Raw genomic sequence first — 14932 nt, 5'->3', positions numbered from 1 at the left:
CGCAAAGTCCCAGAGAGATCGACTCCGCCTACAGCTTCCGCGCCGATTGCTCGGCACACAGCCGTAGGAAATGTTCGACGACCTGCGTGTTCTGGCCGTCCTTTGCCACGGCTGCGATCGTCCGTGGCGGCAGTTCGAGTATCTCGCCCACAGTGCAGCCCCGTTCGGATGCTCGCTCAGCACTGGAGAGTTCGAGGATGACAGCACCGATCCCTTCGTATGCGAAATCCGCGAAGGCATCGCGATGCTGTGACCTCATCACGAAGGCGTGGTCGATTCGCGGTTCGATCGAACGCAGATGGCGATAGACATCGGAAGTTTCGAACCGCGGTGCGACGACCAAGCCGATGCGCATGAGGTCCTCGCCGATGAATACCCCGCCCACCGGTGGCGGGGTGCCGGGCGGGCAGACAAGGCGCAACTTGTGGTCCGGAAGGCGCACCATTCGAGTCCCGGGAACGCCGGTGGGCGGCGACTCCATTATTGCCACGTCAGCGGTGCCGGCCATGACCGGGTGAAGCGCATCGGCCACAGATGACCCCGGCGGAACCGAGATGGTGATTCTCAGGTTCGGCACCTCCGAGCGCAGCGCTCCGAGCAGCACCGCTGTCGGATCGTCCGCAAGGCTCGCTGTCGTGGCAACACTGAGGTGGGGGACTGCTGACAGTAAGAACTCGCGCTCGACCACTAATCGGTCGAGCGCGGCCAGCGCTTCGCGTGCTGGATCAATGAGATTCCGTCCGCGCGCAGTCAGCGTCGCGCCGGCCCGGCCCCGATTGAAAAGTCGTCCTCCGACGCGTCTTTCGAGTCGCGCAATTGATTGAGAGACGCTCGATGTTCCTGTGAACTGGTTTGCCGCTGCTGCCGTGATACTGCCGTGTTCGACGACCGCGAGGAAGTCTTGTAGCTGCCGCGGATCGATTCGCGGGGGCGCGGACTCTCCGAAGTTGCTCATCCGGCGTTCCCCATTCCACCTTCGTCACGTAATCGGCTGGTCGTCTCGATAAACGCTTGTGCCGCAGGCGATGGCGTCGAACCGTGGAACATCCAGATATCACGAGTGAGCGGGGGCCGAGTACGACACAGCACCACACCTTCTCCGACTGTATCGGCGACAGATTCGGGAAGGAAGGCGACGCCGACTCCCGCGCGTACAAGTGGGACCATCGAGGCCACAGAGATAGTCTCCGCAACCACCGCCCCGTCCACAGTGCCTTCGCCCAAGCGTTCCGCCAACAGGCGCCGAGTGACATCATCACGCGGGCTGGCGATCAATCCGATTCGCAACAGATCCGTCAACGCCGCTACCCCCTCGCCTTCACTTCGTGCGGCGGGCACCAGCGCAACGATTCGTTGCCGGCCGAGAAGGATACGTTCAACACCCTCGTCGAACACCTCGTCCACCCCGAGGCCTATATCAGCCTGACCCGAGGCGACCACCGTTCCGATTCCGTCGGTGTCATTGCTGAGCATCGTCACCGCAACATTGGGAAACTTGCTTTTGAACGCACCGAGGGCCGTGGCCGCCGGATCACGCGCCAATGTTCGTGGACATACGACCGTCAGCCGACCCCGCTGCACGACGTTCAATGGATGCAAAGCGTGATCCAAATCCCGGTATGCCCGAAGTACTTGGGCCGCCGGACCTGTCAGATCGCGTCCAGCGTCGGTCAGGGTGACTCCCCGCGAGCCACGGCGGACGAGCGTCAGGCCGCACTCTTTCTCCATTCTGGCGAGAGCCTCCGAGATTGTCGGCTGGCTGACCCCCAGTCCGCGAGCCGCAGCGGAAATGCTGCCCCGATCAGCAAGGGCGAGAAAGTATTCCAGATGACGCCGGTCCATTCGGGGTTCCCTTCTCGTGGCAGTCCTCGCGCGCGCCCGATTTTGCGCCCGTCAGGCATAGGGAAACCCTATGGCATACCTCTCGAATGTGGCGTAGACGGGAAGAAGAATCCCGTGATCTGCTTCACATATGAACGCAGTGAGCAACAACCCGGGGAGCTTCGACCAGAGGCACCCGTCTGCTTTTGTCGAGCACCTATCGCCGCCTGCGAGCACCACGGAGGAGGCGCCGAAATGACCGAAACCATCACCGCAAGTTCGCCATCCGGTGCTACGTCACCCCGTTCTGCGAGGCGGGCACGCTCTGAGCCGAAGCCCGCTCGACAGCGTCGATCCGGTACGCGACTCACCATCGGGGTACGACTGGCCCAGGTCGCGCTGCTTCTGGTCCTACTCGGAGCGTGGCAGCTCGTCGCATCGCAAGGTTGGATCGAGCCAGTTCTGGCCAAAACGCCAGGCGAGGCCTGGGCCTACTTCACCGCAGCGGTGCAGTCGGGCGAGATTTCGTCGAACTTGCGTGCCACGATGACTGCCGTCGTGATCGCGTGGATCCTCGCTAGCGCAGTCGGGGTGGCGGTCGGACTCTCTCTCGGACTGCTTCCGACCCTCGAACGCATCATGAGTCCGTTCCTGGATGCGGCGAATGCCATGCCACGTCTTGCGCTGGCGCCTCTGCTTATCGTCATCTTCGGGATCACGATGACGGCGAAGGTCGCTCTCGCGTTCACACTCGTCTTCTTCATCGTCTGCTCGAGTGCACGAGCCGGTGTGAAGTCGGTGGACGACGAATGGCTCCGACTATCCACTGTCCTGAATGCCAGTAAGACACAGGTGTTCTGGCACATCCTCCTCCCCGTCGCAACACCTGGCATTTTTGCCGGTCTTCGGTTGGGGCTGATCTATTCGCTACTCGGCGTTGTCGGTTCGGAACTGATCTCGTCACGGGACGGGCTGGGCCAGCTTGTGTCGATCTACTCGGCCCAGTTCCGGATGGAAGCGGTCTACGCGATCCTCATACTTCTCGCAATCGTCGCAGTCGTCCTCAACCAGGTCATGAACTTCGCCGAGCGCTACCTCCTTCGGTGGCAGCCGCCGGCTCGACGATGACAGGAATCATCATGGATACCAACGTGATTACACCCGCCGTACAACTCGACGGACTGACGATATCCTTCCCCTCACCCGACGGGTCGACGAAAACTGTGGTCGACAATCTCGACCTCACCATCCCTCGCGGACAGTTCGTGAGCTTGGTCGGCAGGAGCGGTTGCGGAAAGACCACTCTGCTCAACGCGCTCGCTGGATTGGTGGACGCAACAGAAGGGAAGACTGAGGTCCTCGGCACAACACCATTCGACGCTCGCTCCCGGATGGGCTTCATGATGGCCCGAGATGCCCTGTTCCCGTGGCGAACAGCGCGGAAGAACGTCGAGTACGGCCTCGAGTTGAGAGGAGTACCCAAGGCGGAGAGACGAACTCAATCAGCGCGCTGGCTTGCTGCCGTTCAAATGTCCGAGGCCTCACAGCTGTGGACTTGGCAGCTGTCCCAAGGGATGCGCCAGCGTGTCGCGTTGGCCCGGACGTGGGCTCTGGATCCGGACATCTTGTTGATGGACGAGCCGTTTGCCGCCCTCGATGCGCAAACCCGCGTCGAAGTACAGCGCGAATTCCTCGAGCTTTGGCAGTCCGAGGTCGGCCGGACGGTCATCTTCGTAACCCACGACCTCGGTGAAGCCATCTGTCTGTCCGACCGCGTTCTGCTGCTCGGGGCCGGCCGAGTGATCGACGACGTCAGCATTGACATCGAACGCCCCCGCGAACTCGAAACCCTCACCGCCGAACCTCGATACATCGAAATCTTCAACCGGCTGCGTGGTCAGCTCGACCACTGATGTGCCCAGCCAACTCAGCTTGATTTCTGATGCGCCCAGCCATCAAGGAACAGGAATCCCATGAAACTTCGACCTTTTGTCGGCACAGTCATTGCAGCGGCCCTACTGCTTTCCGCGTGTGGAGGGGGAGGGCGTCCGAACGACGGTAGCGTCGCCATCGGGGTCTACCCTGCGAGTGCTTTGTCCCTGCCTGTCTACGTCGCTGTCCAACAAGGAATGTTCGACAAGGAAGGCCTCCACGTCGAGCTCATCGACGGAAAGAACGGGCCCGAACTCATCAGCGGTCTCATCGGCGGCACAACCGATCTCGCGGTCGGTGCACCCGGAACCGTCGTGCCGGCCATAGAGCAAGGGCAGAGTCTGCGGCCACTGTCCCCGTACGGGTCGATCGATCTTGCCATCGCCGTGACGAAAGACAGCGGCATCACCACCATCGAGGATTTGCCCGGCAAGCGGATCGCCATACCGTCACGTGGCGGCGCGGCCGAGCAATTCGTCAATCAGCTTCTCGCAGAACGAAACATCGACGCATCCACGGTGCAATTCATCGCAGCGGCACCTACCGCGAGTCAGATACCACTCGCACGAAAGGGCGACATAGATGCCGCCGTTCTCACCGCTGCCAGCCAGGCCGTATTCGACGCTCAAGGAATACCGATGACGGCGATTACAGAAGTAGACCCGGTGGGCTCTGACGGCGTGAGTTCATACGGCCTGGGCACTGTGCTCGTCACGACAGCCACATTCGCTGAATCCGATGCTGCCGCCCCCGTGTGTGCGGCGCTCGAGGCCGCAGCAGGGTGGATAGCCGATCCTGCGAACGAGCAAGCAGGAGCTCAACTTCTCACCGAGCGAATGAATGTTCCTGCTGACAAAGCCAACCAGGTGTGGGCTTCGCAGAAGGCCCTCTGGCCGGTCGAGATTTCAGCCGACCGATGGACCCAGAACGTCGCATGGGTGAACAACCAGACCTCGGGCAAGTCCGACGCAGACGTCCCCTTCGACCCCCTCTGCTGACCAACGCCCCACACACAATCCAGTTCGTCTACTACGAAAGAGAAGAAACGATGACACAACTCGCTGACCAGTCAACACAATCCGAGTCCCAGCACGATCGCCGGCAGCTCACCGAGGCTTGGTCTGCAGTCACCGACAGTCTTGCGACATTCGGTTCGACCGCTGCCGCTACCGGATCGCCGCTGGACAGCGCCGAAGGCGTACGGCACGCACTTCGTCTGTTCGGATACCTCGCCGAGATGAACATCGAGCGCCAAGACGTACTCCGGCCTGAACTCTTCACCCTGATGTCACCGATGCGAAAGTTCTGGGGAGACGGCATCGACGTCGACTACTGGACTGCGATGATCGACCCCAACGAGACATATCGCATTCACGGTAACCGTGGCACAGTGCCCTACGTCGCCGTCCTCGCCAATCGTGTGGGCGCGTCTGGGACCGACAGGGTCGCCGACAACATCGTCATCGACGACAAGGTGTGTGATACGGACGGCAACTTCGAGATCTTCGTCGCACAAGAACTTGAGGGGCGCAGCGGCATTCGGCTGGATGAGCGCTGCTTCGACGTAGTAGTGCGTGTGTATCACAAGACGCGTAACGCGGAGATCGATCCCGTTCTCCACATCGAGCGCCTAGGTCCGCCGCCTGGTGCACGCCCCGATCTCGACACGGCGTGGCTGGCCCAGCGCCTCACGAAACTTGCTCGTGGCATGGACGTGAGCCTTCGACGCAGTCTTCAGCTCATCGAAACACTCAGTCAGTCTCCCAACGAGATTCGCGTGACCTCGGAGCAGCGAGGGTGGGGAGACTTCTACGGCACCAGCTCCAACCAATACATTGCCGGCTGGTGGTCACTGAAAGACGCTACTGCCGTGGATATTACATTTACTCTCCCGGACTGCACCTACTTCGGAGTGATGCTGTACAACCACTGGTTCGAGTCCTTCGAGTACCGCGACCACACCGTCAACCTCAACGACGCACACTTCGAGCGCAATGACGATGGAACCGTGACGATCCGAATCGGGGGAGTAGAAGGCGACAGAAACCGACTGAACCCCTGCAACCACACCGAAGGCATCTTGTTGGCGCGCTGCCTGGAGCCCGCTGAGGATGTCACTTCGCCTCATGTGGAGATCATTCGATGACCGACGAAGTAGACCTGCCGTTGGCAGGTGTCCGAGTAGTGGAGATCGGTCAACTGATCGCAATCCCCAGCGCCGGGCAGCAGTTGTCCGATCTCGGCGCCGAGGTCATCAAGCTCGAGCCTCCAGGTGGTGAACCGGCCCGACAAATCGACGCCGACTACGCGCGCGGCATCTTCTACGGGTACAACCGTGGAAAGCGTTCAATCTGCCTCGACCTCAAAGACTCCGCCGATCTGCAGCGAGCTCGGGATCTGATCGCATCGAGCGACATCTTGCTGCACAATCTTCGCCCGGGAACCCTCGATCGATTGGGATTCTCCTCTGCCGAACTCCAACGCCTGCGACCGGAAATCATCGCCGTCTCGGTGAGCGGGTACGGGGCGGAGGGCCCGTCCGCCACCCGCGCCGGGCTCGACATCGCTGCGCAAGCAGAGAGCGGACTGATGTCGGTGACGGGTGAGGCGGATGGCCCGCCACAGCGTGTGGGCGCACCGGTCATAGATCATGCAACGAGCTACGTCGTCGCCCAAGCGGTACTGGCAGCGCTACTGCGGCGCGATCGCACCGGCAAGGGCTCCTCCGTCCGAGTTTCCCTGCTCGACGTTGCGATCCACTTGCAGACCGCCAACTGGATCGAGTGGCAAGTGTCTGGAAAGGCTATGAGCCGCAAAGGGAACGGACAACCAAGCGTCGCACCTGCCGCAGACGTCTTTCGTGCCGTCGATGGCGAGCTGGTGATCAGCGGCTACCAACCGCGAGCCTGGATTGAACTATGCAAGGCGATCGACTTACCAGAGTTGGCCGACGACCCGCGGTTTACCACCAACACACTGCGCGTGGAAAACCGTGTTGACCTCGTCGCCACGATCGAGAAGCAACTGTGCCACCGCAGCGCCGCTGAGGCGGTAGAGCATCTCACCGCAGCCGGAGTGGTTGCCGCGCTTGTGCGTGACTACGACCAGGTAATCTGCGCCGACGACGTGATTGCGAACCGTACCTTCATCCCCGGCACCAACGAACGTGGCGAGCAATATTTGACGCCTGCCATGCCCTATCGCGCCGAACCTCCGATGGCACGAACTGAGCCCTCGCAGGTCCCGGCCTTGAACGAGTGGGCGTCGTCGATGGGCTGAATGCGTCACTCTGGCCGAAAACGGCTTGGCAACAACGTAACTGACAAACCGATATCCATGCATCATCGAGGAGATGTCCAGTGCTGACAACCGCATTTACCGAGACGTTCGGAGTTAGTCACCCCATCGTCCAAGGCGGCATGCAGTGGGTGGGGAGAGCAGAACTCGTAGCGGCAGTTGCAAACGCCGGCGCGCTCGGCATGCTCACTGCTCTGACACAGCCGACACCTGACGATCTTGCCCGAGAAATTTCCCGCACGCGCGAGCTCACCGACCAACCGTTCGGAGTCAATCTCACAGTCCTCCCCACGATCACGCCCCCGCCCTACGATGAGTATCGCAACGTGATCATCGACTGCGGAGTGAAAGTCGTCGAGACAGCCGGCTCTTCTCCCGCACCCCATCTGCCGCACTTTCACGCCGCCGGCATCAAGGTTCTCCACAAGTGCACCAGCGTCCGCCACGCGGTCAAAGCCCAGGCCCTCGGCGTCGACGGCATCAGCATCGACGGGTTCGAATGCGCCGGGCATCCAGGGGAAGACGACGTACCTGGTCTCGTTCTCATCGCTGCAGCAGCAGAGCGGATCAGCATTCCCATGATCGCGTCCGGTGGATTTGCCGATGCGCGGGGATTAGTGGCCGCTCTGGCGCTTGGCGCCGACGGCATCAACATGGGCACCCGGTTCATGTGTACCGAGGAGTCTCCGATTCACCGCAACATCAAAGAGGCGATAGTTGCTGCCTCCGAGGTGGACACCGAGCTGATTTTCAGGTCACTGCGCAATACCGCTCGCGTAGCACGCAACAGCATCAGCCAAGAAGTTGTCGAAATTCTCTCCAGTGGTGGCAAATTCGAAGACGTTCGACATCTTGTTGCCGGTGCGCGGGGCAGAGCGGTGTTCGACAGCGGCGACCCGGAGGCTGGCATCTGGACGGCGGGGACTGTGCAAGGACTGATTCACGACGTCCCCACTGTGGGTGAATTGGTGGAACGTATTGTCGCAGAGTCCGAAGCACTGATTGCCGGACGGCTTACCGGCCTCCTGGATCCTGTCAGCGCCTGACGCTGTCCGAACCCGCTGAGCGCTACAGTCGGCCAGTCCTTCGCGCATGATCGCTGCCGTTGCGCTCGCCGACCCGCATGCCGCCGATACCTCGTCCTCGATGCGTCGTGCGGTGACGGTGAGCTCTTCCGGATCGCCTCGCGGCTTGTCATCGCGCTCGATCGTTTCGGGTGCATCCGGACGATCATTGACGTTAGGACGAGGAAAGCGCAGGGCGGAGCCGACGAGACGAATGTTTCGAGCTTCTGCCCATCCGGCGCCCCGAAGAAGTTGCTCACGGCCCGCCGGCGCCGACATCCGCGTTCAAAGGACCTATCGTCCTTCAAGTTTCGCGGCATCCAAGGTGTCGATGAGAGTTCGGTCTGCACCGGCAGGGATTAAGGCGTCCCGAATCTATTGCGGGCCTGCAGCATTGCATCAACTGAGGGCCGCCTCGCGTCCTTGGATGGCTGAGACGACAAGATTGCTCTTGGGCAAACTCGTTCCGGAATCTACGGCGTCGACCCATGCGCTTGTTGTTGCGACGGCAGCGAAGTTCGAATGCAAAAGAATCATGAGGGTCTCGTGCAGGGACTGCGCCGATACCTGACCTGCTTCGTTGGCCAGATGGATCGCACCGCTGGCATCTGACAAAATCTCGGCGGCGAACCCGAGAGCTTCCGCTTCCACGGCGGTGCCGAGGTCGCAATTGTTGGTCATGTACCCGACGATCGTGATGGTGTCGATGTCTTTCGCGTGCAGCCAATCGGCTGTATCGGTGCCGGCGAAGACGCTCGCGTACTGCTTGTGGATGCGCTTGGTTTCCGGATCGAGGTGATCCTCGAGCGCTGGGTGAAGTGACCATCCGGGCGTACCTTCGACAAAGACCGGGGCGGCCTCGGGCATCCGATGTTGCACGACGACGACGGGAAGGTCATTCGCGCGAGCGACCTTGACGGCGCTGAGGATGTTGGCCAATGACTCCTCACGCGGCGGGTACTGGATCTGCAGTGGACCGTCGAAGTATTCCTGCTGTACGTCGACGACGATAAGGGCACGGCGAGGTGTAGGCACTTTCATCACTCCTGGAAGGTCGGTCGGGTTCGGTTTCGTATCGGCGATCCTGACGGTCGTCTTCCATTGTTCGGTAGGTGTCTATGCATCCGTGAGTGGCACGGGTGCATACTTTCGATGACTTTGCGCCATGATGTGGAAGAGACCAAATGCGAATCGCCGTCTATGCGTTCGACAGCATCACGATGTTTCATCTCGCAGCGCCGTTGATGGTGTTCGGTGAGGTGGGCAGGCTCGGGCTCGCACCTGACTGGGAAACCAGGTTGTGGTCCGATCGCGCGGGCGCGGTTCGGACCGTCGAGGGATACTCGGTCGGCGATGTGGCGGGACCGCGGACACTCGATTGGGCCGACATCGTGATCATCCCTTCCTGGCCGCTACCACTTTCACCGATCAGCGAGTCATTGCGAGCCAAGCTGTGCCGGGCGCACGCTCGCGGCACCCCGATCGTGGGGTTGTGTCTCGGCGCTTTTGCCGTCGCCGACGCCGGACTCCTCCATGGTCGCTCGGCCGTCACGCACTGGGAGATGATGCCCGCGCTCGCTAAAAACCATCCAAGTATCCGCTTGGACGAGTCGGTGCTCTATATCGACCACGGCGACGTGATGACGTCCGCGGGGACGGTGTCGTCGGTCGATGCTTGTCTGCACCTTGTGCGCAAGCACCTCGGATCCGCAGTTGCCACCCGCGTGGCGAGAAACCTGGTCGTCGCGCCGCATCGAGAGGGTGGTCAGGCCCAGTACATCGAGAGACCGCTTGCGGAACCTGCGGGCGACACAGCTGTTGCAGACGTGCTGGAATGGGCGCTCGGACGCCTGGACGAGCCGCTGTCTGTCGACCGCCTCGCAGGTCAGGCGCGGATGAGTCGACGAAACTTCATACGGCAGTTCCGTCTTGTCACGGGAACCACTCCGGCACGCTGGATTCTCCAGCAACGACTGAGCGAGGCGCGAGTTCTCCTGGAGACGACCGGTTGGAGCATTGACGCAATTGCGCTGGCGTGTGGGTTCGGAAGCACGGTGACCTTTCGACAGAACTTCACATCCGCGTTTGCGACCGCACCTTCCGCCTACCGGAAGCAGTTCGCTGACCACTCCCACAACGATCGCGTCGGAGAAACCGCGACGTCCGTTGGTTCAGGAGGGCGAATACGGAGGGGATGATGCGCCGCGCGCCCTGGATACGACCGATTCGCTTGCCCTCACTATGTGAAGCAGCAGGCCAGCTCTCTGCCCTTAGCGAGCGGCCCGCTCCAGCCACATACGTCGGGAGTACGTGTACTTGAACTGCTCTTGGACTAATACGAAGCCGGACGCCCGCCCAAAAATGCCTCGACGCTCTGTTCGAATTCCATCGCGCGTATCGCGTCGCTTCAATGTCACCAACGGGTGAGTTGACGCACGCACAGCTCTTTCCACTCGTACTGACGTTCTGGCGCGCGCTGCTAGACGATGCGGTGAACCCGGACGGGATCATGCACCTATCGGATTTCTCAAGCTTGGAGCACTGGCGAAGCATGTTGAGAGCGTGGGCGTCGCCCTAGTTTCGGTAGGAGTTTCTCGCATTCGCTTTGGCGATCCCGTGTTGACCGTTTGGCGTATCCCAGGATTGCCGTTTCGGGTTGTCCGGCATCGAGTGCGAGGCAGTCCACCGAGAGTTGAGCCCCGGGATGAGCGTCTGGCCGGCCCACTTCACCGTTGTCACCTCCCGAAGCTGGTGAGCATCTCACTTCGGTGTCGCACCGAACGATGGTGCCAGTTGTGTGGCAATAGGGTTCAGGTTGAGCTTGTCCGGGTCCACCTTGGGCTTGTCGTCCCAAGGCTGGGGGGTATTCGGGTCCGCGAATACGATGCGGTTGGCGCTCCGAACCCCCGTTTCACTGCCTTGCGGCGCCAGGCAGCTGGCCGCGACGTTGACCGGGAAGTCCTGCTGAGTGTCGTCGAAGTTCGGGTCTTTGCGCTTCATCTCGTCGAGGATCGCCATAGTCCCTTCGTATCCGACCGTGCAGGGGAACGGCGCATTGGTCTCGAGGACAAGTCCCTGACGTTGAGACGGTCCGTCTGCCTCAATGGCGGACGGTATTCCGGCGGCGAGGCCGGGCATGAAGATCAGAAGGGGTTGCAGTGCAATGGTTCGTGGCGCCAATGTTCGTGCTGTGGAAGCAAGGTTGCTCAGGTCTGTCGTCAGACTCGGACCCCCGTCAAGGACGAGAGCCCCGACCTGTTCGCTGGCCGGTATGCCGTTGTCGATCACGCGTCGGATGTCGGGGTCGCTGGTGCGCAATTGCGCAGCCAGTGCGTCGAGGTCGGTGCTGAACTGCTTGATCGCCGACGATTGATCGGATTGCGTCGTGAGTACCGTCTGGCTGTCACGGATCAGTCCGAGGGTCTGGGGAAGGGTGTCGAGGCCCGACTGGGAAATCCCCGACAGCGAGTCGGCAAGTACCTGCAGATCTTCGCCCTTGCCGTTGAATGCCGCGCCGAGTTCCTTCGCGACGGTGTGGAGTGCGTCGACCGGAACGGAGTGCACCAGACCGTTGGCGCTGGTCAAGACGTTCTCGATGGGGATCGGCGTGGTGGTGTCGCCCACGGCGATCACCGAGCCGTCTTCGAGGAACGGGCCCTGGTCGGTATCGGGCTGAAGGTCGACGTACTGCTCACCGATGGCTGAGCGATTGGCCACCACGGCTCGCGCGGATGCGGGAATCTGTGGAGCATTGCTGTCGATCAACAGGTCGACTTCGATTCCGTCGGACGTGAGCGACATGTCGCCGACGCGTCCGACGGGTACACCGCGATAGGTCACTTCGGCGTTGGTGAAGATGCCACCGGACGTCGCCAGTTCGGTTTTGACCGTGTATTGGCCGAATCCCAGAAGATTGTCCAGCCGTACGTATTTCGCTCCGACGTAGATCAAACCCAGGAGTGCAACCACGACGAGTGCGACCAGCTGCCACTTGGCGAGCTTCGACATCACCATCGCGTGCCTCGGGTCGATTCGGCTGAGCGCCCCACCGGCGCCGGAGTGTTCGACTTGCGGTCCCTGTTCAATGCGGAATTACGCATGAGCATTATCGAAATCAGCTGCAGACGCCCGATCGGGTTCGCTCCTGAAGCGTGAAGATTTCCCGTCGATCTTGAGAGCCTTCCACAGGACTCTCGAGACCCGGTTCATCAATCCGAGTTCGTCCGCGAGTAATCGGACATCGCCGAAGTACCCGCTCAACGCCTTACGTGATGCAGGGGACTCCCAGAACAGCTCCTTCTTCACCGACTTCGGGATCTCGAAGGTTTCGAAGAACGACTTCGGTGGAACGGCGATCACGTCGCACAGGACCCGCATGATGACCGGAAAAGCCAGGGAGAGAAGGAACTTACCCACCGGGCCGTTCTGATGCACATGCTGCCGTAGGAACTCGTTCGCAAACGAGATGTGTCGCGCCTCTTCGGCGACGTGAATGCGCATCACTCCGCGAATAATGGGGTGATAGTTGCTTTCACTGCGAAGATAGCTCTTCTGGATGTGATCAATGGGCTCTTCCCCAGCCAGCACCCCCATGAAGAAAATCGACGGAAACGGCCAAGCCGCAAGCCCGAGGAACGGCATGACGCGTCGCAGAACCGGGCCGAATCCCGGTACGTCGACGCCCGACCGATTCACCAGTTCCTGGAACATGAGTGTGTGGTTGCACTCTTCGATGACCTCGTGAGTGGCATACCGGAATTCCGCCGACCGGTTAGGCAGCATGGAAACGTACTGCATGAAACCACGAATGAGCACCTGCTCGAACTGCAGACCCACCTTGGCGATGTTCGCTTGCCGATACTGCCCTATGGCAATCTGCTGCTCCCGGGTGCGCGCGAGATACCAAGAATGTGTTCCCAGCAGTTCTACCTCGGGAAGAATCCATCGTGGGTCGTTGTCCACGACCTGAAATTCCGGTGCCTCCCAATCGATGTCGGTATACGGACTGAAGCTCCGGTGCACAGAAGCATCCGAGAGTCGATTGAGCATGTCCTCGTACGTTTCGTCGTCAGGCGCGTCGGAAAATCTCGGTTCGGTGGTCGTCATGGCAGGTGTGTCCCTTCCAGGGCAAACAGGAGGCCTATAACTCAGTAGATATGACTTCAAGTAACAGATAAGTAGGGTAGTAGAACAAACGGTCTATGGCAATGGTGAGCACTTCCACCGGCGAACACAGAGGAAGCGCGGCTGATAGATTCGATGCCTAGACAGATCGATGATGAAGGGGAGCACATTGGTTACCGCTCCGCGAGAACGCCTCATTCGCACCACAGTCGAACTCATCCAAAGCAGGGGAGTCTCTGGCGTGGCCGTGACCGAGCTACTCGACCGCAGCGGAACCGCACGTCAATCGATCTACACGCACTTTCCACAAGGCAAGAATCAGTTGATCGAAGCCTCTGCCAGAGCCGCCGGATCGTGGATCAGCGCGATGATCGAGCAACTCTGTTCCGCCCCTCCCCTGGAGGCATTGCAGGCATTCATCGATTACTGGAAGTCGATGATCGTATCCAGCGACTACACCGCCGGATGCCCGATCGCCGCTGCCACGTTCGGCGGCAATGAAATACCCGGCGCAGTTGACGCGGCAAAAATAGCATTTGAAGAGTGGGAATCGATGCTAGCCAACAATTTTCGAGCTGCAAACCTGGATGATGCCCTCGCGCAATCCCTCTCGACAATGACGATCGCAGCAATCGAAGGCGCCGTCATCATGTCCGTCGCAACACGCTCCACCAGGCCTCTCGACCGCGTCAGCAAGCACCTCACCGAGCTCCTCGAGGCGCATCTCAGCGAAAATCACGAGAGAGAACCTGTTCTCCGACAACAAAACTGACTACCTCGCCGACCACCGATCAGCAGCAGAGCGTCTCTCCGAACCATGCAGTTCATACAAAATCGAATGGCTGCTGATAACGGCGCGTGCCACTACGAGAATGATCACTCCCGGCGGCGCTCGACCGCCTCCTTGGACCGTCGACGTTGCCTGAACCGGTTCTCCGTCAGGCCACGTCGACGGCTCAACGAGAGAACCGATGGCGCCAGGCAGGTTATGATGCAGTATGCGCAGGCTGGCCGGATCGTTCGATCGTGACCTCCCCGGATTGCCGCGTGGCCGCGGCCGCCTCGCTGCGGGCGAGGTCCAAGACGCGCAACGTGATCGCATTCTGCGTGCGGTGATCTCGTCGACTGCGGAGAAGGGGATCGCCTCGACCACGATCGCCGACGTCGTCGGGCGTGCCAGGGTATCTCGCCAAGCTTTCTACAAGCAGTTCGAGAGCAAAGAAGCGTGCTTGATCGCAGCGATCGACGCAGGCATCGAGGTGATCGTCTCCAACATCACCTCGACACAAAGCTCGACCACCAATTTGTCTCTACACGAACAGCTTTCGGCTGTAATCGAGAAGTATCTCGAGACGTGTTCGTCCGAACCGGAGTTCGTGCGAGCTTGGGTGGTGGACCTACCTGTGGCCGGCCCGGCAGGGGTGGCGAAGCGCAACGAGTACGTGGAACTGCTCGCCCATGCATTGCTCGTCGGCTACTCGTCCAAGTCTTCAGAAGCCCCGGGGCGTGAAGTGTTTCTCGCGGCGATCGGCGGTTGCAACGAGTTGTTCTACCGCCAGGTGGTTGACGGGTCGAATTCGTACATGAATCTTCATGCGCCGATCATGTCCTTCCTTGAACGGGTACTGGATCTCTCGTCCGACCCTTCGTAGTCCGGTGTTGACAAGCCACGGGTAGATCGCCATGCTCATTCA

The 14932-nt window shown here is 60.6% G+C and carries 14 protein-coding genes; 9 read left to right on the top strand and 5 right to left on the bottom strand.

The window, feature by feature from the left end:
* Positions 1 to 28 precede the first annotated feature (28 nt).
* On the bottom strand, positions 29 to 955 hold the full coding sequence (locus H351_RS04190) for a LysR family transcriptional regulator (protein WP_029256680.1): 927 nt from the start codon (positions 953 to 955) through the stop codon (positions 29 to 31).
* Complete coding sequence (locus H351_RS04185; RefSeq protein WP_029256681.1) at positions 952 to 1842, bottom strand: LysR family transcriptional regulator; 891 nt, start codon at positions 1840 to 1842, stop codon at positions 952 to 954. Before H351_RS04185 ends, H351_RS04190 begins: the two co-directional genes overlap by 4 nt.
* Before the next feature lie 234 nt (positions 1843 to 2076).
* Here H351_RS04185 and H351_RS04180 point away from each other — a divergent pair, with 234 nt between their 5' ends.
* The 6 genes from H351_RS04180 to H351_RS04155 all read left to right on the top strand — a co-directional run bounded on the left by H351_RS04180 (position 2077) and on the right by H351_RS04155 (position 8096).
* Positions 2077 to 2949, top strand: a complete 873-nt coding sequence (locus tag H351_RS04180) for an ABC transporter permease (protein WP_029256682.1) — start codon at positions 2077 to 2079, stop codon at positions 2947 to 2949.
* Between the two features lie 11 nt (positions 2950 to 2960).
* A complete protein-coding gene (locus tag H351_RS04175; RefSeq protein WP_037120648.1) occupies positions 2961 to 3734 on the top strand; it encodes an ABC transporter ATP-binding protein in 774 nt (257 codons plus the stop codon).
* 60 nt (positions 3735 to 3794) lie between these two features.
* Positions 3795 to 4751, top strand: a complete 957-nt coding sequence (locus H351_RS04170; RefSeq protein WP_029256684.1) for an ABC transporter substrate-binding protein — start codon at positions 3795 to 3797, stop codon at positions 4749 to 4751.
* Between the two features lie 50 nt (positions 4752 to 4801).
* Complete coding sequence (locus tag H351_RS04165) at positions 4802 to 5899, top strand: hypothetical protein (protein WP_029256685.1); 1098 nt, start codon at positions 4802 to 4804, stop codon at positions 5897 to 5899.
* Positions 5896 to 7032 carry a CaiB/BaiF CoA transferase family protein gene (locus tag H351_RS04160; RefSeq protein ID WP_029256686.1) on the top strand — a complete coding sequence of 379 codons (1137 nt, stop codon included), beginning with the start codon at positions 5896 to 5898 and terminating at the stop codon, positions 7030 to 7032. Before H351_RS04165 ends, H351_RS04160 begins: the two co-directional genes overlap by 4 nt.
* An 80-nt stretch (positions 7033 to 7112) precedes the next feature.
* Entirely contained in the window at positions 7113 to 8096 is a 984-nt protein-coding gene (locus H351_RS04155) for an NAD(P)H-dependent flavin oxidoreductase (RefSeq protein ID WP_029256687.1), read from the top strand.
* Between the two features lie 417 nt (positions 8097 to 8513).
* Here the strand turns inward: H351_RS04155 and H351_RS04150 are convergent, their stop codons facing one another.
* Entirely contained in the window at positions 8514 to 9149 is a 636-nt protein-coding gene (locus tag H351_RS04150) for an isochorismatase family protein (protein WP_174531781.1), read from the bottom strand.
* Between the two features lie 149 nt (positions 9150 to 9298).
* Between H351_RS04150 and H351_RS04145 the strand changes: the two genes are divergently transcribed.
* Positions 9299 to 10312, top strand: coding sequence for a GlxA family transcriptional regulator (locus H351_RS04145; RefSeq protein ID WP_021346086.1), 1014 nt, complete (start codon positions 9299 to 9301; stop codon positions 10310 to 10312).
* Between the two features lie 562 nt (positions 10313 to 10874).
* Here H351_RS04145 and H351_RS04140 read toward each other — a convergent pair.
* Positions 10875 to 12128, bottom strand: a complete 1254-nt coding sequence (locus H351_RS04140) for an MCE family protein (RefSeq protein WP_153212861.1) — start codon at positions 12126 to 12128, stop codon at positions 10875 to 10877.
* 78 nt (positions 12129 to 12206) lie between these two features.
* A complete protein-coding gene (locus H351_RS04135) occupies positions 12207 to 13220 on the bottom strand; it encodes an AurF N-oxygenase family protein (RefSeq protein WP_029256690.1) in 1014 nt (337 codons plus the stop codon).
* Positions 13221 to 13389: 169 nt separating this feature from the next.
* Between H351_RS04135 and H351_RS04130 the strand changes: the two genes are divergently transcribed.
* Positions 13390 to 14010: a TetR/AcrR family transcriptional regulator gene (locus H351_RS04130; RefSeq protein WP_051636520.1), complete on the top strand. Its 621-nt coding sequence runs from the start codon at positions 13390 to 13392 to the stop codon at positions 14008 to 14010.
* A gap of 226 nt (positions 14011 to 14236) precedes the next feature.
* Complete coding sequence (locus tag H351_RS04125; RefSeq protein WP_029256692.1) at positions 14237 to 14890, top strand: TetR/AcrR family transcriptional regulator; 654 nt, start codon at positions 14237 to 14239, stop codon at positions 14888 to 14890.
* The last annotated feature ends 42 nt before the right edge of the window (positions 14891 to 14932 follow it).

It is taken from the genome of Rhodococcus erythropolis R138 (assembly GCF_000696675.2).
GTDB classification, from domain to species: Bacteria; Actinomycetota; Actinomycetes; order Mycobacteriales; family Mycobacteriaceae; genus Rhodococcus_F; species Rhodococcus_F erythropolis.
The sequence above is the reverse complement of the archived record's forward strand: the minus strand, read 5'-3'. Positions and strand labels throughout refer to the sequence as shown.